This is a genomic window from Halomonas sp. 3D7M (assembly GCF_014897885.1).
Classification (GTDB): domain Bacteria; phylum Pseudomonadota; class Gammaproteobacteria; order Pseudomonadales; family Halomonadaceae; genus Vreelandella.
Genome location: NZ_JABUZF010000215.1, coordinates 213 through 24,062 on the forward strand (window position 1 = coordinate 213; position 23,850 = coordinate 24,062).

Annotated in this window: 22 protein-coding genes and 1 pseudogene (1 of these 23 cut by a window edge); 10 read left to right on the forward strand and 13 right to left on the reverse strand. The window is 55.0% G+C overall.

All coding sequences use genetic code 11. The features are described from left to right. The 6 genes from INT22_RS12255 to INT22_RS12280 form a co-directional block, all read right to left on the reverse strand. Positions 1-1,191 (reverse strand): chloride channel protein (locus INT22_RS12255; protein WP_226912677.1); only part of this gene is annotated, 1,191 nt, incomplete at its 3' end. Between the two features lie 116 nt (positions 1,192-1,307). After that, positions 1,308-4,154 carry a valine--tRNA ligase gene (locus INT22_RS12260; RefSeq protein ID WP_193068288.1) on the reverse strand — a complete coding sequence of 949 codons (2,847 nt, stop codon included), beginning with the start codon at positions 4,152-4,154 and terminating at the stop codon, positions 1,308-1,310. Positions 4,155-4,217: 63 nt separating this feature from the next. Beyond that, positions 4,218-5,438 carry an MFS transporter gene (locus tag INT22_RS12265; protein WP_193068289.1) on the reverse strand — a complete coding sequence of 407 codons (1,221 nt, stop codon included), beginning with the start codon at positions 5,436-5,438 and terminating at the stop codon, positions 4,218-4,220. A gap of 81 nt (positions 5,439-5,519) precedes the next feature. Next, positions 5,520-5,951: a DNA polymerase III subunit chi gene (locus INT22_RS12270; protein ID WP_083001094.1), complete on the reverse strand. Its 432-nt coding sequence runs from the start codon at positions 5,949-5,951 to the stop codon at positions 5,520-5,522. A 95-nt stretch (positions 5,952-6,046) separates the two neighbouring features. Beyond that, complete coding sequence (locus INT22_RS12275; RefSeq protein WP_089039194.1) at positions 6,047-7,168, reverse strand: branched-chain amino acid aminotransferase; 1,122 nt, start codon at positions 7,166-7,168, stop codon at positions 6,047-6,049. A gap of 152 nt (positions 7,169-7,320) precedes the next feature. Beyond that, on the reverse strand, positions 7,321-8,841 hold the full coding sequence (locus INT22_RS12280) for a leucyl aminopeptidase (protein WP_089039193.1): 1,521 nt from the start codon (positions 8,839-8,841) through the stop codon (positions 7,321-7,323). A 163-nt stretch (positions 8,842-9,004) separates the two neighbouring features. On the opposite strand from INT22_RS12280, the gene lptF reads away from it, so the two are divergent. The 5 genes from lptF (at position 9,005) to bfr (ending at position 12,692) form a co-directional block, all read left to right on the forward strand. Continuing rightward, a complete protein-coding gene (gene lptF / locus INT22_RS12285) occupies positions 9,005-10,084 on the forward strand; it encodes an LPS export ABC transporter permease LptF (protein WP_089039192.1) in 1,080 nt (359 codons plus the stop codon). A 15-nt stretch (positions 10,085-10,099) separates the two neighbouring features. Next, positions 10,100-11,164, forward strand: a complete 1,065-nt coding sequence (lptG, locus tag INT22_RS12290; RefSeq protein WP_089039191.1) for an LPS export ABC transporter permease LptG — start codon at positions 10,100-10,102, stop codon at positions 11,162-11,164. Between the two features lie 118 nt (positions 11,165-11,282). Then, the gene (locus INT22_RS12295; protein ID WP_226912679.1) at positions 11,283-11,687 is read left to right on the forward strand and encodes an RDD family protein; all 405 of its coding nucleotides are present in this window, start codon (positions 11,283-11,285) and stop codon (positions 11,685-11,687) included. A gap of 158 nt (positions 11,688-11,845) precedes the next feature. Next, positions 11,846-12,052, forward strand: a complete 207-nt coding sequence (locus tag INT22_RS12300; protein WP_083001105.1) for a (2Fe-2S)-binding protein — start codon at positions 11,846-11,848, stop codon at positions 12,050-12,052. Positions 12,053-12,206: 154 nt separating this feature from the next. After that, on the forward strand, positions 12,207-12,692 hold the full coding sequence (bfr, locus tag INT22_RS12305; RefSeq protein ID WP_089039189.1) for a bacterioferritin: 486 nt from the start codon (positions 12,207-12,209) through the stop codon (positions 12,690-12,692). Positions 12,693-12,794: 102 nt separating this feature from the next. Here bfr and INT22_RS12310 read toward each other — a convergent pair whose 3' ends face one another. From INT22_RS12310 to sodC, 7 genes are all read right to left on the reverse strand, one after another. Beyond that, complete coding sequence (locus INT22_RS12310) at positions 12,795-14,546, reverse strand: ABC transporter permease subunit (protein ID WP_193068290.1); 1,752 nt, start codon at positions 14,544-14,546, stop codon at positions 12,795-12,797. Between the two features lie 13 nt (positions 14,547-14,559). Then, positions 14,560-16,074: an ABC transporter substrate-binding protein gene (locus INT22_RS12315; protein ID WP_193068291.1), complete on the reverse strand. Its 1,515-nt coding sequence runs from the start codon at positions 16,072-16,074 to the stop codon at positions 14,560-14,562. A gap of 72 nt (positions 16,075-16,146) precedes the next feature. Beyond that, the gene (locus INT22_RS12320; protein WP_193068292.1) at positions 16,147-17,001 is read right to left on the reverse strand and encodes an ABC transporter ATP-binding protein; all 855 of its coding nucleotides are present in this window, start codon (positions 16,999-17,001) and stop codon (positions 16,147-16,149) included. Then, positions 17,002-17,433, reverse strand: coding sequence for an ATP-binding cassette domain-containing protein (locus INT22_RS21810; protein ID WP_319022073.1), 432 nt, complete (start codon positions 17,431-17,433; stop codon positions 17,002-17,004). A gap of 7 nt (positions 17,434-17,440) precedes the next feature. Beyond that, positions 17,441-17,848 (reverse strand): ATP-binding cassette domain-containing protein, encoded by a 408-nt coding sequence (locus tag INT22_RS21815; protein WP_446718948.1) that lies wholly within the window; start codon positions 17,846-17,848, stop codon positions 17,441-17,443. A gap of 223 nt (positions 17,849-18,071) precedes the next feature. After that, entirely contained in the window at positions 18,072-19,553 is a 1,482-nt protein-coding gene (locus INT22_RS12330; RefSeq protein WP_089039184.1) for a carbon starvation CstA family protein, read from the reverse strand. A 214-nt stretch (positions 19,554-19,767) separates the two neighbouring features. Next, positions 19,768-20,301, reverse strand: coding sequence for a superoxide dismutase family protein (sodC, locus tag INT22_RS12335; RefSeq protein ID WP_193068293.1), 534 nt, complete (start codon positions 20,299-20,301; stop codon positions 19,768-19,770). 219 nt (positions 20,302-20,520) lie between these two features. Here sodC and INT22_RS12340 point away from each other — a divergent pair, with 219 nt between their 5' ends. The 5 genes and pseudogenes from INT22_RS12340 to INT22_RS12360 all read left to right on the forward strand — a co-directional run. After that, on the forward strand, positions 20,521-21,291 hold the full coding sequence (locus INT22_RS12340) for a pseudouridine synthase (protein WP_193068294.1): 771 nt from the start codon (positions 20,521-20,523) through the stop codon (positions 21,289-21,291). Positions 21,292-21,347: 56 nt separating this feature from the next. Next, the gene (tcdA, locus tag INT22_RS12345; RefSeq protein WP_146944216.1) at positions 21,348-22,172 is read left to right on the forward strand and encodes a tRNA cyclic N6-threonylcarbamoyladenosine(37) synthase TcdA; all 825 of its coding nucleotides are present in this window, start codon (positions 21,348-21,350) and stop codon (positions 22,170-22,172) included. Next, a complete protein-coding gene (locus INT22_RS12350) occupies positions 22,169-22,390 on the forward strand; it encodes a DUF1653 domain-containing protein (protein ID WP_089039180.1) in 222 nt (73 codons plus the stop codon). Before tcdA ends, INT22_RS12350 begins: the two co-directional genes overlap by 4 nt. 216 nt (positions 22,391-22,606) lie before the next feature. After that, positions 22,607-23,035: a TIGR01244 family sulfur transferase gene (locus INT22_RS12355; RefSeq protein WP_193068295.1), complete on the forward strand. Its 429-nt coding sequence runs from the start codon at positions 22,607-22,609 to the stop codon at positions 23,033-23,035. A gap of 53 nt (positions 23,036-23,088) precedes the next feature. Then, a pseudogene (locus INT22_RS12360) lies at positions 23,089-23,850 on the forward strand (SulP family inorganic anion transporter) (it continues 994 nt past the right edge of the window).

Below are 23,850 nucleotides of genomic sequence, written 5' to 3' on the forward strand. Positions count from 1 at the left end.
AAGTTCGAAGACAATCAGCAGCGTGGTGAGAGGAGCACCAAGTACCGGTGCGGTTACTGCCACCATGCCGCACACCGCATAAAAGATGAAGGTCTCTTGGCCGCCGCCAAGCTCTGCCACCAGAGTACCGGCTAGAGCACCAAAGAGAGTGCCGATCACCAGTGCTGGGCTGAAAGCGCCGCCGGCGAAGCCGAGCCCTAAGCACAAAGCGGTAGCGGCCAGCTTGAGTAGCAACACCAACAGCAGCTCGCCGCCGCCGTAGGCCCCAGGCAAAGTGGCGAAGCGCAGGGTTTCCTGGCCCATGCCGAGAATATCGGGTACCCAAAGAGCGGTCAGGCCGAGCAGTGCTCCGGCGAGAGCGGGGCGGAGGCTGGTGGGCAGCGGTAGTCGCTTGGCCAGTTGCCCCATAGCAAGAATGGCATGTATATAGGCTCCGGCCACTAAGGCGCCTAGGCCACCCAGAGCTAGGAAAAGGGCGAACTCCCAGGGCTGGGGGACGGCAGGCTCAGTAATGTGGAACAGCGCTCCTTGAGCCAGCAACTGAGAGGCTAGCACATAGCCGACGATGGCGGCGGCAGCCACTGGGGCGAAGGCGCGCAGGGCATAGTGGCGTAGTACCACTTCGTGGGCGAAGACAATGCCTGCCAGTGGCGCATTGAAGGCCGCCGCGATGGCGGCAGCTACCCCGCAAGCGATCGTAATATTGTCCTCTGAACGTCCCAGACGCAGCACGCGTGTAATGAGAGAGCCAAGTGTCGCGCCGAGGTGAACCAGGGGACCGTACTGGCCTACTGAGGCGCCTGCGCCTAACGACGCTAGGCCGCTTAACGCTGAGAGAATACCCGCCTTGGCGGGTAGGCTGCCTCGGCGGGTCTGGACGGCAGCGATGACATCGGCAGGGGTATGGGGGCGGCCCTCAGGCAGGCCGCGGTGTAGTTGACCAACGAGCAGCCCCCCAAGGATTGGCACTAGCAGAGTAGCCAATGTAACTAAAGTGGTGTCAGCAGCCATCATCTGGCCCCGGGGGGAGATCAGCAGTAGGTCGTTGAGCCATACCACCGTATTAACGAAGCCAACGGCAGCCAACGCCGCCACTCCTCCAACGCCACTTCCTAACACTACCAAGCCAAGGAAACGCAACACCGCCAAGGGGTGTCGAGTCGAAACGCTGTCTGTGCTGGGTGAGTCCATAGTCAAGTTATAGGCGCTATTGGGCCAGCGGACAAGGGAGCGTCACACTCGAACAGTCGATTGGCTGCTAAAAAAACACCCGCTTTAAGCGGGTGTTTTTGTCTGGCCTAGATGGCTTATAGCGCAGAGATTTTCGTACGCTGCTCTTCCAATAACTGCTTGGCAGCTTGGAATTCGGCGAGTTTGCCGCGCTCTTTTTCCACCACGGCTTCGGGGGCTTTGGCGATAAAGCCTTCGTTGCCGAGCTTCTTCTCGATGCCGCCGATCAGCTTGTCCTGCTTGTCAATTTCTTTGGCCAAGCGTTTGAGTTCGGCGTCTTTGTCGATTAGATCTGCCATCGGTACCAGCACTTCCATATCGCCCACTAGCTGGGTGGCTGAAAGCGGTGCGTCGTCTGGGTTGGCTAGCCAGGTGGCGCTTTCCAACTTAGCCAGCTTGGCGAGGAAGTGGCGGTTGCTTTCCAGGCGTTCGGCGTCTTCCGGTTTACCTTTGGTGAGCAGTACGTCCAGCGGCTTACCGGGGGCAATGTTCATCTCAGCGCGGATGTTACGCACCGCGATAATCACGCCTTTCAGCCATTCGATATCGCGAGTGGCCTGTTCGTCGATTTTGCTTTCGTCGGCTTCCGGCCAGGCTTGGAGCATGATAGAAGCGCCATCACCGACGAAGGTGCCTGCCAGCGGCGCAACGCGCTGCCAGATCTCTTCTGAGATGTAGGGCATCATCGGGTGGGCGAGGCGCAGAATGGTTTCCAGTACGCGGACCAGCGTACGGCGGGTGCCACGTTTGGCTTCTGCACTGGCATTTTCGTCCCACAAAACCGGCTTGGAAAGCTCCAGGTACCAGTCGCAGTACTCGTTCCAGACAAACTCATACAGCGCTTGGGAGGCGTGGTCGAAGCGGTACTCGTCCATCGCTTTGGTGACCTGGGTTTCAGTTTTCTGCAGCTGGGAAATAATCCAGCGGTCGGCCAGTGAAAGCTCAACGTCGCCACCCTCTGTGCCGCAATCTTCACCTTCGGCATTCATTAGCACGTAGCGTGAAGCGTTCCACAGCTTGTTGCAGAAGTTGCGGTAGCCATCCAGGCGGTTCATATCAAACTTGATATCGCGCCCGGTGGTTGCCTGGGAAAGGAACGTAAAGCGCAGCGCATCGGTGCCGTGGGCTTCAATGCCGTCTTTAAATTCGTCCTTGGTCGCTTTGGCAATGGCTTTGGCCTGTTTCGGCTGCATCATATTGCCGGTGCGTTTTTCCAGCAGCGCATCCAGGCTGATGCCGTCAATCAGGTCGATGGGGTCCAGCACATTGCCCTTAGATTTGGACATTTTCTGACCCTGACCGTCGCGCACCAAACCGTGTACATAAACGGTTTTGAACGGGACTTCGCCAGTGAACTTGAGGGTCATCATGATCATCCGGGCAACCCAGAAGAAGATAATGTCAAAACCGGTCACCAGCACGCTGGAGGGGTGGAAGGTTTCCAGTTCTGGGGTTTTTTCCGGCCAGCCTAGCGTGCCAAACGTCCATAGGCCCGAGCTGAACCAAGTGTCGAGCACGTCTTCGTCTTGGGTCAGCGCCACCTCTGTACCTAAGCCGTGCTTCTCGCGGGCTTCCTTTTCGCTGCGGGCAACGTACACATTGCCTTCGGCATCGTACCAGGCGGGAATGCGGTGGCCCCACCACAGCTGGCGGGAGATACACCAGTCCTGCAGGTCGCGCATCCAGGCGAAGTACATGTTTTCGTAGTTCTTCGGCACGAACTGGATATCGCCGTTTTCCACTGCTTCAATGGCGGGTTTGGCTAGCGTTTCTACCGCAACGAACCATTGATCAGTGAGCAACGGCTCGATTACATCGCCAGAGCGGTCGCCATAGGGCAGGGTGTTGTTGACTGCTTCTACCTGTTCCAAAAGGCCCAGGGCGTCCATATCGGCAACAATCTGCTTACGCGCTTCAAAACGGTCCAACCCTGCGTACTTGGCGGGTAGGCTGGCGTCTTCGTCGGGCTGGGGAGTGCCTTTCAGGTCAAAGATTTCAGCGCGCTCAAGGATGGTGGCATCCTTGGTGAACACATTGATCAGCAGGTGGTTCTGGCGCTTGCCGACTTCGTAGTCATTGAAGTCGTGGGCCGGGGTGATCTTCACGCAGCCGGAGCCTTTTTCCATATCAGCGTGTTCATCGGCAACGATAGGAATGCGGCGGCCGACCAGCGGCAATTCGATAAATTTGCCGACCAGCGAGGCATAACGAGCATCGTCGGGGTTAACCGCGACACCCGTATCGCCTAGCAAAGTTTCAGGGCGAGTGGTTGCCACGACCAGATAATCTTTACCATCGGTAGTTTTGACGCCATCGGCCAGTGGGTAGCGGAAGTGCCAGAAGCTGCCCTGCTGCTCTTTGTTTTCCACTTCCAGGTCGGAAATGGCGGTGTGCAGGGTAGGGTCCCAGTTCACCAGGCGTTTGCCACGGTAGATCAATTTTTCTTCGTGCAAGCGCACGAACACTTCTTGCACAGCTTTATAGAAGCCGTCATCCATGGTGAAGCGCTCGCGGGACCAGTCAACGCTGGCGCCCATGCGGCGCAACTGGCGGGTGATGTGGCCGCCGGACTCCTCTTTCCACTCCCACACCTTGTCGATAAACGCATCGCGGCCCAGGTCGTGGCGGGTTTTGCCTTCTTCCGCGGCAATTTTACGCTCAACCAGCATTTGCGTGGCGATACCAGCGTGGTCGGTGCCTACCTGCCACAGGGTGTTGTTGCCCTGCATCCGCTTCCAGCGCGTCAGGGTATCCATAATGGTGTCCTGGAACGCGTGGCCCATGTGCAGGCTGCCGGTCACGTTAGGCGGCGGAATCATGATCGAAAATGGCTTGCCACGGCCTGTTGGGACGAAGCGGTTGTCGGCTTCCCAGCGTTCGTACCAGCGGGTTTCGATCTGTTCGGGTTGGTAGGTCTTTTCCATGGGGAGTCGGCTCACGGCTTGCAAAAAAATGGTGGCAAGTATACCGCGAACGACCCCCTGGCGTCAGGGGTGTGTGGTACGAACATGCAAACCACGCATGGCGATTAATCCAAGCACTGGGCCGGGCAGTAGCCACCAGATTACCCAGGGACCTTGGCTGGCCCACAGGGCAGTGACTAGGGCAATAGAAGGAATCGTTAGGCCAAAACCAATAGCATTCATCATGGCAAGTGCCGCGCCGAGGCGCTCGGGTGGGGCGGCGGCTGACGCCAGCGCGGAAAACTGCGCGGAATCGGCAATCACGCTAATGCCCCAAATCCCTAACAGGGTTAGCAGTAGCCAGGGTGATGTGCTGCCTAATAGCGGATAGAGCAAACAAAGCGTGCCGGAGGTCGCTAGCGCCACAAAGGCCACTCGCGCACTGCCCACTCGGCGGCTCCAGCGGCCAGCCCATACGCAGCCAGGCAGGCCCAACGCAATCACCGCAAAACTTAGCCATGGCTGAAGGCCCGGCGCTGCGTTTAGGCGTTCCAGCTCTCTAGCAACTAAAAAAGGCACCAGCGCCCACAGGGCGTATAGCTCCCAGCAGTGGCCAAAGTAGCCCAGCGCCGCAGCGCGGAAGTGTTTTTGCTTGAAGGCAGCCAGTCCCGCCCAAGGGCGTCCGCCGCTGGCTTTGGCGGGCAGATGTGGCCCCACGCCTAGTTTAAAAATCATCAGTGCGGCGAGCAGTGCCAGGGCAGAGGCCAGCAACAGCGGCCACTGCCATGGCAAGTGCAGCGTTAACCCGCGCAGTAGATGCGGAGAAGCAATGCCCAGTGTCAGCATGCCGACCAACCAGCCCAGCGCCGCGCCTGCGTTGTTGGGTGTCCAGCTCACCACCAATTTCATACCGAGCGGATAAATACCGGCAAGACACAGCCCGACCCAAAAGCGTGCTGCTACCGCTAAGCTGACGCTCTCGGCTAAGCCAATAAACGCGGCGTTAATCAGCGCGCCTGCTACCGCAGAGATAGCGAACAAGTGGCTGGCGCGTACGCGGTCGGCAAGCCCAGTGGTAGCAATCAACAGCGTGCCGGTAATAAAACCTGCTTGCACTGCAATGGTGAGCAGCCCCAGGTCGCTTTCACTCAAACCAACGGCTTGTTGAAGCGCCAGCCCAACGCCGTTAACGCTGAACCAGAGCGATGTTCCAAACAGCTGGGCAATGACAATTACCGCTAATGGGGCGCGCGCTAAAAAAGCATGGGAAGATTGGGTGGATGCAAGCCGAGTGGGAAAGCGCATTGGGTGACTCTTCCGCTGAGTTGTTGTTATGTATGGCGCTAGTGTAAGTGGCTATGCATCAGTGGCCAGATGGTAAAAAGGTTACCCCAACTTATGCGGCACCACTTCATGACCCATTTCTTTATAGCGCTGCCAGCAGGCGCGTTTGGCGACCAGTACTTGTTGGTGCTGATTGATAATTTCGGCAATGCGGGCGTAGCGCTCCACGCCGTCGGGAATGTCAGGGTGCAAGTTCAGTAGTGCGGTTTCTTGCGTTGGCACCGGGAGTTGCTGCCAGCCTAGCGTTATCGGCACGCTGGCGGCCATATCGCTGTCTTCCAGCGCGTGGGGTAGGTAGGCATCTTCACGGAACTGCCAAAGGGCCTCGTCGGCCTGTTCGGCCAGGGCTTTATCTTCGCAGTGCAGATGCAACCGATAGCCTTTGCGATGGATGGTTTCGGCTAGCTTGCAAGCAAACTGGAGGCGCGCTTCCAGGGTAGTGTCAGGAAGGATATAAAAATCGATACGTGCCATCAAAGGCTCCAGCGGTGTTAACACGCTTAAAAGCTTCGCCTCCGCTGTGCGGCGGCGAAGCTCTGGGTCATACCAGCCGATTTACTCCGGCTGTTTTATACCAATCGGGTGAGCCAGCCGTGTTTGTCTTCGCTGTGGCCATACTGTATGTCGAGCAGTTTTTTGCGCAGGCGCATGGCAATGTCGTTGCTGCCATCGCCCTGTAAGCGAATGCGCTCGTTTTCAGTAACCAGTTCGCCAATCGGGGTGATAACCGCTGCGGTGCCGCAGGCAAACACTTCGGTAATCTCGCCAGACGCTGCACCTTCGCGCCATTCATCAATGCTGATGGCGCGCTCTTCCGGTGTTAAACCAGCCTCTTTTGCCAGGGTAAGCACGGAGTTGCGGGTCACGCCTTCCAGAATGGTATCGGTTAGTCGAGGCGTTACCAGACGTCCGTCCTTATAGACGAAGAACAGGTTCATGCCGCCCAGCTCTTCGAGCCACTTGTTTTCGGCAGCATCCAAAAACGCAACTTGGCCGCAACCATTGGCCGTGGCTTCTTGTTGCGCTGCCAACGATGCCGCGTAGTTACCGCCACACTTGGCAAAGCCGGTACCGCCGGGGGCTGCGCGCTTGTAGTGGGAAGAGAGCCAAATGGAAACTGGTTTAAGGCCACCTTTGAAGTAGGCCGCTGCAGGGGAGGCAATCACGTAGTAATCGACTTCGTGAGCCGCACGTACGCCTAAGAAAGCTTCCGAAGCAATCATAAACGGGCGCAGATAGAGGCTGCACTCGTCGGTATCGCTGGAAGGTGTGGGTACCCAGGCATGGTCTTGGGCCAGCAGTGCTTTCAGTGAACCGATGAAATCTTCATCGGAAAGCTCCGGCAACGCTAATCGGCGGGCGCTGCGGCGAAAACGCTCGGCGTTTTTCTCTGGGCGGAACGTCCAGATGGAGCCATCGGCGTGGCGGTAAGCTTTAACCCCTTCGAAAATTTCCTGGCCGTAGTGCAACACCGAGGCCGCTGGGTCGAGGGTTAATGGACCATAAGGGCGTACTTGGTGGCCGTGCCAGCCGGCGTCGACTGTCCAGCGGACGTGAGCCATATGGTCAGTGAAATACTTACCAAAACCTGGGTTTTGCAGAATGCTGTCACGAATCTCATCGGCCATCGGTTGGTTGGACGGCAGTATTTCAAAATGTGATTCAAGTTGGGTATCTGAAGCTGTGGGCACGGCGTCTTCTCTCCGCTATAGCTTGGCCCCGAAGGGCAAGTGTTAGTGTTTATATGGTGTAGCGTGCGACCTGAAAACAGCACGCACGCTAATGCCCTTAGATGTAACGTTTACGTCAACGAATGGCAACTGTTGATCGTCTGATTGTGATGTTAGCCGTCGCTATTTTCTACTTGTGCATCGGCCTCACGATCAAGCAAGTACTGGGTTAGTAGCCCAACCGGGCGGCCGGTAGCGCCTTTCTGCTTGCCAGAGTGCCAGGCGGTGCCAGCGATATCCAAATGCGCCCAGGGGAAGTGATCGGCAAAGCGCGACAGGAAACACGCTGCGGTAATGGTGCCTGCCGGGCGGCCACCAATATTGGCCAAGTCGGCGAAGTTGGAATCTAGCTGTTCCTGGTACTCGTCCCATAGCGGCAGATGCCAAGCACGATCCCAAGCCGCTTCGCCAGCGTCCAGCAGATCAAGTGCAAGGTCATCATCGTTGGAAAGCAGGCCCGTTGCGTGATGGCCAAGGCCGATAATGACAGCGCCAGTGAGGGTGGCAATATCAACCACGCTGGCCGGGGTAAAGCGCTCTGCGTAGGTAAGCGCATCGCACAGCACCAAACGGCCTTCGGCATCGGTGTTGAGCACTTCAACCGTCAAGCCTTTCAGGGTTTTGATAATGTCGCCGGGCTTGGTGGCTGCGCCGTCAGGCATGTTTTCAGCAGCGGCAACAATAAACACCACATTTAGCTTGGGCTTAATGGCGAGCACTGCTTTTACGGTGCCGAATACGCTCGCCGCACCGCCCATGTCGAACTTCATTTCATCCATGCCTTCGCCGGGCTTCAACGAGATACCACCGGTATCGAAGGTGATGCCTTTGCCCACGAGCACATGGGGCGCTTCTTCAGGATTTTCCGCACCCTGGTATTTCATCACGATCAGGCGAGTCGGCTCTTGGCTACCGCGCCCAACAGACAGCAGTGAGCCAGCGCCCAGCGCTTCCAGCGCCTCTTCATCTAAGATTTCAACCTCAAGGGCGCCTTGGGAATCACGGCCTAGCTGCTCGGCTTGCTCGGCAAGATAACGAGGTGTGCAGACATTACCCGGCAAGTTGCCCAAGGTACGAGTAACGTTGATACCCTGGCCAATGGCGGTGCCCAGTGCTGCACCTTGTTTGGCCATCGGTGCTTCGTCGGCATCGCTGACAATCAGATCCAGCTTGGTCAGGCTGGGAGCTTTTGTGGGTGATGATTTGAACTGGTCAAAGCGATAAACAGCGCGTTCCGCCGCTTCGAGTGTTTTACGGGCTTTCCAAGCAGTGTCGCGATCTTCTAGAGGAACGTCGGTAAAGGTAGCGCTAGCTTCGTCAATTGGCAGCTTGGTCAACGCTGCCATGGCAGCGTCTAAGGCTTTGATAAACGCCGCTTCCTGGCATTTGGCACGTTCGCCTAGGCCAACAAGCAATAAACGTTCGGCGCCCAGGCCCGGCGCAAAGGGAACTAGCTGCACATTGCCCAGCGAGGCATCAAAGTCGCCACGGTCAAGCAGCTGGCCAATTAGCCGTTCGCTCGCATCATCTAATTTGGCGACGGCGGGCAATAGGTCGCTACCTTTAAAGACAGGCAAAACGAGGCAAGCCGTTTCGGCTTTGGCTGGGTTCGCGGTCTGAACGGAAAATTCCATGACGTCTCCAACAAGACAAGCATCGAGTGATTCGGGATAATGCCCCGTTACTTGGGTTTTTGATAATCGGTTTTTGATAACAGGTTTTTGATAACAGTTTGATTAGTGTACCCAAGCCATGGGCGCATTGCATTGCAACCTGCGCTACTAGCCGGAGAGTGCGTTGATTTTATTTCGGTACTTAACTCGCGAAGTATTACTTACGATGTCAGCGGTGGCTGGAATTTTGCTACTGGTCATCATGGGCAGCCGTTTTATTCGCTATTTCTCTGATGCGGCAGAGGGTGACATTCCGGTCACTATCTTAGGCAGCCTGATGGTTTTTCACCTGCCAGGATTTATGGAGCTGATTCTACCGCTATCTTTTTTCCTGGGAATATTGCTGGCCTATGGTCAGCTTTATATGAACAGTGAAATTACCGTGATGGTAGCGTGTGGTATGAGCCCTATGCGGCTGTTGCGAGTAACGCTGCTGCCTGCTTCGGTCGTGGCAGTGCTGGTGGGGCTGTGTAGTTTGTGGCTAACACCGGCGGGCGCGTTACAAACTGAGGCCACGCTTGAAGAGCAGCGCAGTCGATTGGATGTGTCAGTACTGGCGCCTGGGCGTTTCCAGGATTTCGGTGGAGGGCGCACCGCTTACATCAGCGATTTCAGCAGCGATGGCACTGAAATGCAGGAAGTGCTGGTTCATGAGCAGCCTGTGGCTGGGGCGGAAAAGACCCATAGCTACGTGACCCGGGCGGGTTCTGGTTATCAAGAAACCAGTATGGAAACTGGCAGCCGTTTTCTAGTGCTGGAAGATGGCGAGCGCTATGGCGTAACGCCAGGTAAACAAGCTGCCGAGCGGTTAACGTTTGAACGCTACACATTGCGCCTGGGCTTGAGTCGGAATCGACAAGAGCTGGATGCTTTAGAGTACGCGACCACGACTGAACTATGGAACGACCCCAGTCCTCGTGCCCAAGCGCAATTTCAGTGGCGAGCGGGGTTACCGCTAATGGTGTTTGTTTTGGCATTGCTAGCCCAGCCGCTTTCCAGAGTAAACCCTCGTCAGGGGCGGTTTGCCAAACTACTGCCTGCCGTTTTTCTTTACGTCGCTTATTTAAGCCTGCTATTGGCCGCGGTGGATGCGGTCGGTAAGGGCGCGCTGGAAGTTGCGCTGGGGGTTTGGCCGGTACACGGGCTGTTTTTGGCGCTTGGCTGCCTGCTGCTATGGCACTCGCAACGTAAAGGAATGCGCTAATGAAGGGGCTAATTCATGCTTGCTGATCGTCTTGATCGTTATATTGCCCGTAATGTGTTGGCGGCCATCATTGTCGTCCAGTTCGTCCTGCTTGGCTTGGACATCACCATCGCCTATATCGGTGATTTAGGCGACACCCAAGGTAACTATACCGCGTTAGACGTGTTGATTTATCTGGGCATGCGCCTGCCTTGGCGATTTTATCAATATGCTCCGGTAGCGGTGTTGATTGGCGCGCTGATTGGCATGGGGAGCATGGCATCCAGCAACGAGTTAACGGTGATGCGTGCCGCTGGCCGGTCGCTTGCGCGGATTGTCTGGGGTGTCATGAAGCCGGTGCTATTAGTGGTCGTAGTGGTGCTGCTGGTCGCCGAGTTTGTATCTCCCCGTACGGAGCAGTTTGCCGAGGCATGGCGTTTAGAACAGCGCCAGGGGGAAGGGGCGCTGCTAACTAGCCGAAGTGGTTGGCAGTTTGAAGGAGAAAGTGTGTATCGCTTTGGCGCTATTCGTGCGGATAACGTGGTGCTGGATTTAACCCGCTATCGTTTTGATGAGCGTCGGCTAATTGAGGCTACCCATGCGAATCGCGCGCATTGGGAGGAAGGCGCATGGCAGTTGGAAGGCGTTACCACTACGCATATTTTTGATGACCATACAGAGTCGGAATATCAGCAATATGCAGGTTGGGATACTGCGTTAACGCCCACCCAATTGGAACGCTTGCTGCGTGATGTCGAAAGTCAGGCGCCTAGTGAGCTGTGGGCGTACGCCAACTTTTTGCAAAGCCAAAACCTCCAAGCTGACCAACCGCTGCTCTATTTCTGGCAAAAGGTGCTGATGCCGCTAACGATGGGATCACTGGTATTAATCGCCGCTTCCTTTGTGTTTGGCCCACTACGCACGGTGGCTGCAGGTACGCGAGTGTTTTATGGCGTGGTGACCGGCCTTGTATTTAAGTATGTACAAGACCTGCTGGCACCTGCATCAACCATCTTTGGTTTTTCGCCTGTGTGGGCGGTGTTGGTGCCAACTCTTGCCTGTGCGGCGGTAGGTATTTATTTCTTACACCGCAACGGCTAGTTGCGGCGGCGATACGTGAATGAGGATGAGCATAGTGACGAGCAAGGTGACGAACCCCCGGCGCTTTACCCAACTAGATAGCGTTTGGCCTGCTGGGTTAAGCCGCCGTTTAGGCGCGATGCTGTACGACGGATTTTTGGTCACAGCCATTTGGCTCGCGGTGACGGTGGCTCATCTGGCTTTTTTTCGCTTTGTGCTGGGGCAGCAGGCTGACGAGATAGGCACAACTCAATTTGATATCTGGAGCCTTAGGCTGATGTTGCTGTTCTTTGTCACGCTATTCTTTGTCTATTCGTGGCGGCGTGGCGGCATGACCTTAGGGATGCAGGCATGGCGGCTGCGGGTGCAAACCACCGATGGTCATGCGATTACACTTAAGCAAAGTCTCGTTCGCTGTGTGACAGCCTGGCTTTCCCTGGCCGCGTTTGGCATTGGTTACTGGTGGGTTTTGTTTGATCGACAGCGCAGAAGCTGGCCAGATATCGCCTCGAATACGCAAACCGTGGTGCTACCGAAAAAATAATTTTACCGCCTGCTTTGCTAAAAATATTGCTATGACAAGGCGTTATCATATGGCTCATTTTTATTAAGACGAATGGCTACCAAAAAGCATCTATTTCTACTTGAAAAGATGTATGCGAATCATTTACATTCATCTCATGATCTTTATGAGGTGTTGCCATGTACGTTTGCGTGTGCAAGGGAGTAACCGACCATCAGATTCGCCAGCACGTTAGCGATGGAGCGCGCAGTTGGCGAGAAGTACGCGAGGCCACAGGTTGCGGAACCCAGTGCGGAAAATGCGCTTGTTTTGCTAAATCGCTGACCCGTGAAGCGGTTCAGGAGGCTCGTTGCGAAGCGGATATGAGTCTCGCTTACGCTGTGTGACGCGAATCACTATTGTTAGATTTATCGTTAGCAACTATATGATTCTTTTGAATTTTTAGTCATTTCCTATATACTCCCAGCATCGTTGGGAGTAAGCCTATTTATGGCCTATACTCTCTAGTTAGCGTAATCGCACACTAAGAAAGGTGACGTCATGAAAGGTGATCCCAAGGTTATTCAGCATCTCAATATCGCCCTCGGCAATGAACTGGTAGCCATCAACCAGTATTTTTTGCATGCCAAAATGTACAAAGACTGGGGCTTTAAAGAGCTTGCCAAGTGGGAATACGATGAGTCCATTGAAGAAATGCAACACGCCGATAAACTAATCGAGCGTATTTTGTTCCTTGAAGGCATTCCTAACCTGCAGGATCTAGGCAAACTACATATCGGCGAAAATGTAAAAGAAATGCTCGAAAGTGATTTGAAAATCGAGCACGACGGCCGTAAAGACTACATCGAAGCGATCACCTACTGTGAAAGCGTTAAAGATTACGTAACCCGCGATCTACTGCGTGACCTGCTTGCCGATGAAGAAAGCCATATTGATCATATCGAAACGCAGCTTGGTCTGATCGATAAAGTAGGTATTCAAAATTACCTACAAAAACATATGCAGTTGGCGACTGACGAAGAGTAACGCTTGTTAATTTAATTAAAGCGTCAATCAGCAAAACGGGCAGCCATGTGGCTGCCCGTTTTTTTGGCTGTTTAGGCCTTCTATTTTTGAGCTTGGATACTGCTAGCGAGATAGTTTGCTTAAACCCATCAGGTTTGAAAGTGACACCGCCAGTACCGATAGCAAAATCAGTGCTAATGCGGGAATCAGCACCGCCCAGGGCGCTCGCTCAATATAGGGCATACCTTCGGCAAGGATTAACCCCCACTCTGGTGAAGGTGGGCGTGGCCCCAGGCCGAGAAAACCAAGTGCTGCCAAGGCCAGCGCTACGCCAGGTAAGCGCAGCATGGCGTGGCGAAACACTGGGCCAAGCACGGCCGGTAAGATGTAACGGCTCATTAAGCGGAAATGACCCACGCCTAGCATTGGCGTAATGCGCACTTTCACTTCCGCCACCAGTGCCGCTGTGTGCGCTGCAAGCGGAGCCCAAGCGACGGCTGTTACCGCAATGATCGCGCCGCTAGCACTTGGCCCTATTAGCCCCGCGACAATCAACCCCGCAATGGTGGGTGGCGTTGCCTTGGTGATTTCAATAGGACCCGTGGCGAGCTTGGGTGCTAGTCCAATCAGCAGCCCTATTACTAGCGAAAAGAATACGACGACCGTTGCCATGCCCATGGTGGACAGCGCTCCGTGAGCTACTCGCGCCAAAATATCGCGCCCAGTGCCGTCGGCGCCTAATGGTAACGCAAAGCTTGGTGACTCTAAGCGCATAAACGCGGAGCTAAACGGGTCACGCCCCATCCCCGCTACGATTAGCACAAAGAGCAGCAACATCGCGATGGCGGGCACAACCCATGCTCTACGTTGGATATTCTGTTCGCTATGCGCCACGGGCAGAGCCCCAAGCTGAAAAGCACGACCCAGTAACAGCGCGCGACCAATATTGGCCAAGCTGCCTAATATAATAGCGATAATCAGCAGAATCAGAATGCCGGTTTGTAGCGCAGGCAGGTCCTGGGCCGATGCTGCGCCAAGCGTTGCTCGACCCAGGCCTGGAATAGAGAATACCTGTTCGACGGCAATGGCTCCGCCCGTCAGACCCACCATGACCATGCCGACCTGAGGCATCAGGCTGGGTAAGGTGCGTCGCAGTGCGGCCATGACAATTCGGCTGCGTGAAAAGCCTGCTACGTTCCAGGTAGCGACCCAGCGCTCGCTGAAGGTGGCAGCAAGGCCATCGCTAAACAAGCGGCCCAACAGACCGCCTGCCGGAAGGCCCAGCGCAAAGGCGGGCAATAGGGCATAACTAAAACCTCGCCAGCCGTAAGGCGGTAGCCAGTTTAGCCATGCTGCAAACACGACTAGCAGTAGTGAGGCGAGTAGAAACTCAGGCAGAGCCGTCAGAGCTGCACCAATGGTGCCGGAAGAACGGCTAACCTGACCTCGCAAGCCACGCCGTACCACGGGGGTACAGATCAGCGTAGTGGTAACCATCGCTACCAGCATGCCAAAGGTCATTAGCGTCAGTGATACCTGGGCGCTCTTTAACATACCCGGTAGCACGGGTGCGCCGGAGATCCAGGAATTGCCTGCATCGCCATGCAGCAGGCCCGTCAGCCAGCTCTGTAGCTTCTCGAAGGGGCCAAGATCCAGGCCTAACTGAGCACGAATGGCTGCTAAGGCTTCGGGGGTGGCTTCCTGCTCGGCAGAGCGTGCCCGCAAAATGCTCAGTGCAGGGTCCCGGCCGGATAACCACGGCAATAATCCTACCAGCACCACCACACCGGCTAGTGTAACCAAACGTGAGAGCAGCGGAATAAAGGGCGTGATACGCAAGCTGCGCCATAGGCGCAGCGGTATGGCGGTTGTCATGCGTGGCGTACCCTTAGGAGTCACTGTCGACGTCGATGGTTGTCTGCTCAGTGATCAGCGCACGTTCGCGGGGGTCGCGCTCGGCGTTAGAGACCCGCGCTGACTCGCCCTGAATTACGCGTTCGTGGAGCATCGGAATAGCCGCATCAGTGCGCAAAATAGCTGCTTCCGCCTCGATAATTGCCTGACGGCGCTCATCTCCGGTGGGCAGCATGGCGGCATTGGCTAGCGCTTCATCGGCGGCAGGGTCACATAGCTGGGCGATGTTGAAAGAGCCCGCACAAGCGAAGTCGCTGAACATATAGGCCACCGGGTCGCCTGAATCGAGGACGGTGGCACGCGAAAGAATAAAGGCGTCAAACTCACCGGCTAAGGCGTCTGCTTCTATATGCGCGTACTCACGCACTTCTTGGTTCACGTTAAAGCCCGCACGGGTCAACTGCTGTTCAAGCAGTACAGCCACTTCGGGCAGCTCGGCGCGGTCAGTAAACGTCGCTAGGGTGATGTCAGTGCCGTTTGGCGCGGTGGGTGTCGTGCGATCTTCAAGCGGGGCGCGGTAGTCGCTTGCCCACGCTAGTGCCGGGCCGAGTAACCCTTCAGCGATATCCGCGCGCCCTTCGTAAACGGTATTCACAATAGCGGAGCGGTCTATTGCGTCACGAACGGCTGCGCGCAGGCCGGGGTCGGTCATTGGGCCTGATTCGGTATTCAGGTAAAGCGTATTGGTGCGTGGCATGGGCACTTCGTGGACTCGCTCAGGGTCAAGCAGCGCCACCTGAGACACTGGAATCGCTTCAATCACATCGGCCGCGCCGGTTCTCAAGGCTGCCGCTCGAGCGGTGCCGTCGGGGACATAATCAGCATCAATACCGGCCACTTTGGCGGGCTCGCCCCAGTAGTCATCAAAGCGATCCAGATGGGCGCTGCTAGTACCGTTGATCTCTGTTAATACGAACGGGCCGGTACCTGCTTTGATGGGGTTAACCCGGCCATCCTCGCCATAGGCGCTGGCGGCTAAAATCGCCAGCTGGGGGCTTGATAGGCGGTTGGGAATCAGCGGGTCATTGGTTGCGGTGCGCACAATCACCGCGTTATCACCATCGGCTTCGATGGTCATGTTCACGCCATCTAAAATGCGTGGTTTCGGTGCAGCCTGGGTGGCCGCAGTGAGAGCGTTCACTACGTCGCTAACGGTCAGTGTTGTGCCATCATGAAAGCTGACCCCATCGCGAATCACAAACCGCCATGTGTGGCCATCGAGCTGTTCCCACTCGGTGGCCAGAAATGGCTGTGGGTCGCTGCTGGCATCCAACCGAATGAGTGTTTCCGCCGTGCTCCAGCGCGACAGCTTGAAAGCATCATCGGAAAGTGGCGTTAATCCCGAGCGAGGTGGCTGTAGCATCGCCAGGCTGATTCGTTCACCGTCCTCTGAAGATGTGGTGTCACGCTGTTCATCAAAACAACCGGCCAGCAGTAACGGGGTGGCAAGGGCAATAGACAGGGAAAGGCGCAGCGGACGGGGGAACATCGTAAAAACTCCAGTTTGAAGTGACGGGCAGGAAAAATGGGTAGAAAAAATAAAAAAGTCACAGATACGTTATTAAAGTGCTGCTAACTCAGCTGCATTGCAGTTTGGATGCGCACAAGTAGGTAGTTGGGCAACGGCATTGATTAGCGAGCGCGTAGTCGGATGATGAGGGGCGCACCAAAGCGCTGCCGTTGAGCGATCTTCAACTATTTTGCCGTCATCCATGACCAGCGTGCGTTGGCATAATTGGGTGACCACCGATAAATCATGGGACACCATCAATAGCCCTGTGCCGCTTTCATCGCATAGCTTTTTCAGCACGCTAATCACCTGTGCGCGAACCGGCAGGTCTAGGCCGCTCAGTGGCTCATCGGCGAGTAAAAAGCGCGGGCGCGTAGCAATCGCACGGGCAATGGCGACCCGCTGAGCCTGGCCACCGGAAAGCTCATGAGGCAATCGGTCCAAAAACCGTGCATCCAAGCCAACTTGCTCCAGCGCTTCTCTGGCACGTTCTCCCGGGGCGCAATCAACGTTCAGCCTTATTAATGGCTCGGCCACTAGCGCGCGAACACTCATGCGAGGATCGAGGGAGGCACCGGGGTCTTGGGGAATATACTGAACAGCTCGACGGTACCATCTAAGCTTGGCCGTGGAGGCGGGACGTACCGTTTTATGCAGACAAGTAATCGAACCCGTATCGGGCGCTTCAATCGCTAACAGCGAGCGCAGTAATGTCGTTTTTCCCGACCCTGACAAGCCGACTAATCCGACACGCTCACCCGGATAAAGCCTCAGGTTGATGTTATTCATGATTTGTTTGCGTTCACCCGCCCGCCAAAAAACAGTACGGGGTAAAGAGACGCTTTTATAGAGCCCGTTTGCTGAGAGGAAGGCTTCCTGGCACTTAAAAAGTGGATGGCTCTGCATTTAGGCACTCTTCAAATAGTCGGTTGGGACTACTTCAGGCGGTTGCACATTATGCGCCGCCGCTACGAGCGCTTGGGTGAAGGGGTGTTGCGGGGAGGTGATTAGGGCGTCTAACTCGCCGCTTTCGATCATCGTTCCTTGTTTGATAATAACCGCCCGTTGGCATAGCTGCGCTGCCGCGTGTAGATCATGGGTGATGAATAGCAGCGCAGATGCTGCGCTGTCAGTATGTTGACGTAAGGCGCGTAACACTTGGGACTGGGTGACGACATCGAGCGCAGTGGTAGGTTCATCGGCAACCATAAGCGATGTTTTACACGCCATGGCCAGGGCAATACAGACCCGTTGGCGCTGCCCTCCAGAAAGCTCTGCTGGGGTGCGCTTGATTAACCGTTGGGGCTCTGGAAGGTCCAGTGATGCGATGAGTGCCACTGCGGCGTCAGTCGCGGCTTGGNNNTGCGGCGTCAGTCGCGGCTTGGCGCGATAGGCCGTGATGGCGTAAAAAGGGTTCCCGCAGCTGGGAACCGATAGAAACCAAGGGGTTAAGCGCCGAAAGTGAATCCTGAAACACCATTGACACTCGTGAGCTTTTTGGCCGCTGTGTTGCCGGTGTCGCAATCGCTTCTTGGCCTTGAATCCGTATACTTCCCTGAGCTTGAGCATTGGGGGGCAGCAAACCGAGCACAGCTTTAGCTGTGAATGATTTTCCCGAGCCAGATGCACCCAATAGGCAAACTCGCTCGCCGAGCATAACATCAAACGAGAGTCCATCGACAACCTGCTGCTGGCCGATTTTAATGCGCAGATCACGCACGGATAACACTGGGTCGCTGCACATTGACACCATCGCTTGCTGAACCGCTCAATAAGATATTTTGGTTATGATATAACATTGGCTGGTTGGGCATCAATCTATGCGTTAATGCTGCGTCTAAAAAGCGTGTTTCAGTGGTTAAAACAACTAGTCAAAACAGCGAGTCAAAAAGTGGTCGAAGAAGCTAAGAGGTGCCCATAAAAAAAGCGCTGATTAACTCAGCGCTTTTTCTCTTAAGGGGCAGTAGAACAATAACTTACTTGGTAGCAGTAGATAGTGTTTGGGTCTGTCCCTCTTGGCCTGCATCAAAGGCATCAGCATGCTCATCAACAGCAAAGGTTGCGCGGCTTAAGCGGCGTACACGCTTCATAAACAGTGCGATACATACCAGTGTTCCCAGCGCCGCGACGATACAGCTTGTTTGCAGTGGTAAGCCAAAGCCAATCGGTGCGTAGGCTAAATAGGTAAAGGTGGCCATGGTCATAAAGACAGCTGGGATCGAGGTAATCAGATAAGGCTTACGTGATAGCACTAGGTACATGGTGCCGACCCACAGTGCGATAACCGCGGTGGTTTGGTTGGCCCAGGAGAAGTAGCGCCATAGCAGGGTAAAGTCCATGTGGGTAAGCGCGTAAGAAGCAACAAACAGTGGCAGGGCGATCAAAATACGCTTAATAATCGGCTTCTGCTCAACCTTGAGATAGTCAGCAATAATCATTCGTGCACTGCGAAAGGCGGTATCGCCCGAGGTAATCGGCAGCACAATAACCCCCAGCACGGCCAGCGTGCCGCCAACAGCGCCAAGCATGCTAATAGATACTTCGCTGACCACCGCTGCAGGGCCGCCAGCCGCCAGCACTGCGGACAGCGATTGTTCGCCCTGGAATAAACTCATGGCGGCGGCGGCCCAAATCATCGCAATCACGCCTTCGGCAATCATCATGCCGTAAAAGATTTTACGGCCATTGGTTTCGTTTTGCGTCGTGCGTGAAATGATGGGGGTTTGTGTGGCATGGAAGCCTGAAAGAGCACCGCAGGAGATCGTTAAGAACAGCAGCGGGAAAATGGGCGCTCCTTCCGGATGCATATTCTGGAAAGAGAGTTCTGGAATCGGTGCGCCGGTAACAACCAAACCAATACCGATGCCTGCGGCGCTGAACAGCAGCAAAGCGCCAAAGTAGGGGTAGATACGGCCAATGACTTTATCAATCGGTAGCAGCGTAGCAACCAGATAGTAGGCAAAAATCGCTAGAATAATGAGCGTTAAAGAGAGTGATGTCATATTAGAAAGCAGCGCTGCGGGCGAGGTTACAAAGACCGTGCCCACCAGCAGTAACAGCAAAATAGCAAAGCCGTTGACCACATGCTTCATGGTTTTACCGAGAAATTTACCCGCCAACTGAGGCAAATGAGCCCCGTGATTGCGAATCGAGATCATACCGGTGAGGTAGTCGTGTACGGCACCTGCAAAGATGCAGCCAACCACAATCCATATAAAAGCCACTGGGCCATAAAGCGCGCCTAAAATGGGGCCAAAAATCGGGCCGACACCGGCAATGTTAAGCAATTGAATAAGTGAGTTGCGCGTGGTGTTCATCGGCACATAGTCAATATTGTCACGCATACTAAACGCCGGTGTTTGACGCTTGCGGTCAGTAACAAACACGCGCTCAACAAACTTGCCGTAGGTGAAGTAGCCCACGACTAGAAGAATTATCGATACAATGAAGGTGATCATTCAGGGCACTCAGTCTCAGGGGGATTAATAGGGTAGTGCATGCTAGTGAATTACTTGTTAGCACGCTTATTTGGCCGGGCTGAATGTACCGACTCATCAGGAGAATCGCTTTAAGACTTTAGTGGCCAATGGTGCTAGCAAGAGCAATCATCAACACAAAAAAGGGCAGCGCTGTGCTGCCCGATATATCGCTATATTGATGGGGTTTTAACCGCTACGATTCAACGACGCCGCAGGCCATGCGCGCACCGCCACCACCTAAGTGGGGATCATCTGAATACGTATCGCCGCCCGCATGGATCATCAGGCTACGTCCCGGCATATCTGCCATGCTCAAGCGCGGTGCCAGCACTGGCAGGTTGGCTTCGCCATCTTCATTCACCGTGAGAACCGGTAGGTCACCCAGATGGCCATCGCCGTAGGGGCCTTGGTGGGTACCAGCCTCTTCAGGATCGTAATGACCACCTGCAGACAGCGCTGCTGTCATTTCGCCGCTATCGTTTTCCGCAGGCTCGCAACTGGCATTTTGATGGACATGAAAACCGTATACGCCGGGCTCTAGGTCAGTGAACGACGGCGTAAGCAATACGCCATGCTCAGTATGCTCAATAGCGACAGTCCCAATAGACTCTTCAATTCCTTCAGCGCTGACCTTGTGCATTTCAACGTCGAGCGTCTCATTGGCCTGAGCGGTGGTTGCCAGCAATAGCCCCGCGGCAATACCTGTTAGCGGTAGTGAATAACGCATAGTGCAATTCTCCTTTCCTTATCCATGGAAGCTCGTATGACGAGTTGCCATTTCAAGGTAGCTTCCGCGAAGCAACTCTGCCAATGGATTGGGCGTTGGGCTATTTGCTTTCTTGATGCCGCTAGTAGCGGATGACATTGAACCGTTAAGCCGCGACAATAGCGCGCTGCTTCAAATCACCGCGATTTGTTATCTCAATTGCCGTTACCGGGGAGTGCCATGTTGCCATTGAACATCCTTTATCAGGATGAGCACCTTGTTGCAGTGCATAAGCCGTCTGGATTACTGGTGCACCGCTCGGCGCTGGCGCGTGGAGAAACAGAATTTTTGCTTCAACGCCTGCGTGACCAAATTGGCAAACGAGTGTATCCGGTGCATCGGTTAGATAGACCCACCTCTGGCGTGATGGTGTTTGGTTTATCATCTGAAGCGGCAGCCGTGTTGAGTGAAGGCTTTAGCGAACGGCAGGTAGAAAAACGCTATCTGGCGGTAGTGAGGGGCAAGGCGCCGGAGCAAGAGCGCCTTGATTACCCACTACGGGAAGAAGATGGCACGCGCCCCAAAGCCGAGATGCCTGCTATGCCCGCGATGACCGATATTCGTCGCCTGGATAGCGTTGAATTGCCTGTGCAGGTAGACCGCTATCCAGTGGCGCGCTATTCGCTAGTGGAAGCGCGGCCTATGAGCGGGCGGCGACATCAGATCCGTCGCCATCTTTCTCGGCGTGGTTATCCGATTATTGGTGATGCCAAGCATGGCAAAAGTGTCCACAACCGCTTTTTTGCGGATCAGCTGAATGCTCCCCGTTTGCTGTTAGCTGCCACCTATTTAGCGTTTGATCACCCCTTAACCGATAAGCGCATCCAACTAAGCTGCGCACTCGATGCGACCATGAGAAGCCTATTTGAGCAATTCGGCTGGGCTGGGCATCTGCCGCTAGATAGCGTGCGCACCCCAGCCATTTCAACGCCCGCTGTGCTTCAGCGGTAGTTGTGACGAATCGAACCGTGCTGTCAAATAGCATGTTGTAAAATAGAGAGCCTGTAATGTCTTCGGATTATGACTTTCGCTTTGGCGGCATTCGCCGCTTGTATGGCCAACGTGCTGCCACGGCGTTTCGCCATGCCCATGTTGTGGTAGTAGGTGTGGGTGGCGTGGGGAGCTGGACGGTAGAAGCGCTGGCGCGTTCTGGCATTGGCAAGCTAACGCTGATTGATTTGGATGACGTATGCGTGTCCAACGTCAATCGTCAGCTCCATGCGTTAGACGGCACGATTGGTCAGCCAAAGGTGGACGTGTTGGCCGAGCGTTGTCGATTGATTGCCCCGGAGATAAACGTCGTAGCCGACAGTGCTTTTGTCACACCCACTAACCTTGCCGAGCGTATCCCCGATGATGCCGATCATGTGGTGGACGCCATTGATAGCGTGATCGCCAAGGCCGCGCTAATCGCCTGGTGCAAACGGCGTAAACTGCCGATTACCGTGACGGGAGCTGCAGGCGGTCAGACGGATCCTACCCGCATTCAGGTGGCAGATTTAACACGTACTGAACACGATCCACTGCTTTCTAAAGTGCGCTCGCGGCTGCGCCGTGATTATGGTTTTTCGCGTAATCCTAAGCGGCGCTTTTCCGTTGAGTGTGTCTATTCTGATGAGCAGCTGGTGTACCCTGGCGCTGACGGCGAAGTCTGTCTGCAAAAGCCCGGCAATGGTGACGCGACCCGTTTAGACTGCGCCTCAGGCTTTGGCGCCGCCACCTTTGTCACTGGTACGTTTGGTTTTGTCGCTGCCTCAAAAGTGCTCGAACGGCTGGCTAAAAAAGCCGCTAAGCCCATGCCTTCAACAACGCAACAAGAGGAAAGTGAATGACTGCGCCTGTTCCCGGTATATATCGCCACTATAAAGGCAGCCTTTACGAAGTGCTGGGCACCGCTCAGCACAGTGAAAATGAAGAGGTGCTGGTAGTTTATCGTGCGCTTTACGGCGACTACGGCCTATGGGTGCGTCCGCTTACAATGTTCACTGAAAGCGTTAACAAAGACGGCCAGCCACAGCCGCGCTTTGCGTTAGAGAAAGCGTTTAATTAATTCGGCGCTCCCTAATAGCGACAACACTCAATAGCGTTACGTTTCCCCCTTCGATATTTATGCGCCACCCGGGTCTTTTCTCAAAAAGTCCCGGGTGTTTTTGTCGTGCGCTATTGCTTATATTCCAAAATGAGCTATGTTTATAACAATTGTTTTGACGGGATTATGCCTTGCGCTGCTGTTTAAAGCGGCAGCGAGAAACGCTAGGAGAGATGCATGCAAACACAATCGTTAGAGAAGGGCGTTGCTATTACTTCACAGCTCACGGTCGAGGAGCTTGAGCAGGTAAAAGCTCAGGGCTTTAAAACGGTGATCTGTAACTGCAAGCCTGGTGAAAGCGCTGAGTTTTCTGGAGAGGATGCTTACCGCTTAAAAGCAGCAGAACTTGGCCTTCATTGGGTGCACATTCCGGTGGCCCTCGGCGAGTATAGCCAAGTGGATGTCGCTGCTTTTGCTAAGGCGTTGCAGCAGCTACCTCGGCCTATTTTGGCGTTTTGTCGGTCAGGTAAACGTGCTACCCATCTTTGGGCTTACGCAAAGCGCCATACCGAAAAATGCGATCTGGCGGAACTATTTTCCGCTGCCAAAGCAGCCGGTTTTGATTTGGAAGAGCACCGTCAAGGGCTTGAAAATCAGACAGCGTAGGCGTGCGGTGTGATGTGCCTTAGTCAGTGCTATTACCAGAGCGAGTACTCCCCATGAACATAGAGCGTTGGGTGCCTGTGGTTGGCTGGCTGCGGCGCTATAACCGGGCTGTGTTATTTAAAGATTCGCTGGCAGCCGTAATTGTCACGCTAATGCTGGTGCCCCAGGCGCTGGCCTATGCCTTGCTGGCTGGGTTGCCGCCAGAGATGGGCCTGTATGCCAGTATGCTACCGCTGGTGCTTTACGCCATCTTTGGTACCAGTGCCAGCTTGGCGGTAGGGCCGGTAGCCGTGGCAGCGTTAATGACGGCGTCGGCTTTAAGCAGCTTTGCTACTCCAGGCAGCCCTGAATATATTGGCGCTGCACTGGTGTTGGCGGCGCTTTCAGGATTGATATTGATTGCCATGGGCGTACTGCGGCTGGGCTTTTTGGTCAACTTCTTAAGCCATCCGGTTATTTCTGGGTTTATCACTGCGTCGGGAATCTTGATCGCCATTAGTCAGCTCAAGCATATTCTAGGTGTTGAGGCTGCGGGGCATAATGTCATCGAGCTGCTGGGCGCACTGTTCAGCCAGTGGCAACAGGTCAATCTCATCACGCTGCTGATTGGTTTAGGGGTGTGGGGCTATCTGCTGGTTTGCCGCAAGCGCTTGAATACCTGGCTGATGGCGATAGGTATCTCGGCCAGCGCTTCTGGATTGATGGTCAAAGCCGCACCGATTTCAGCGGTGATGGTGACTACGCTGCTGGCCTGGCACTTTAACTTGGGGCAGTACGGCGTGGATCTGGTCGGCTTTGTGCCTAGCGGCTTGCCT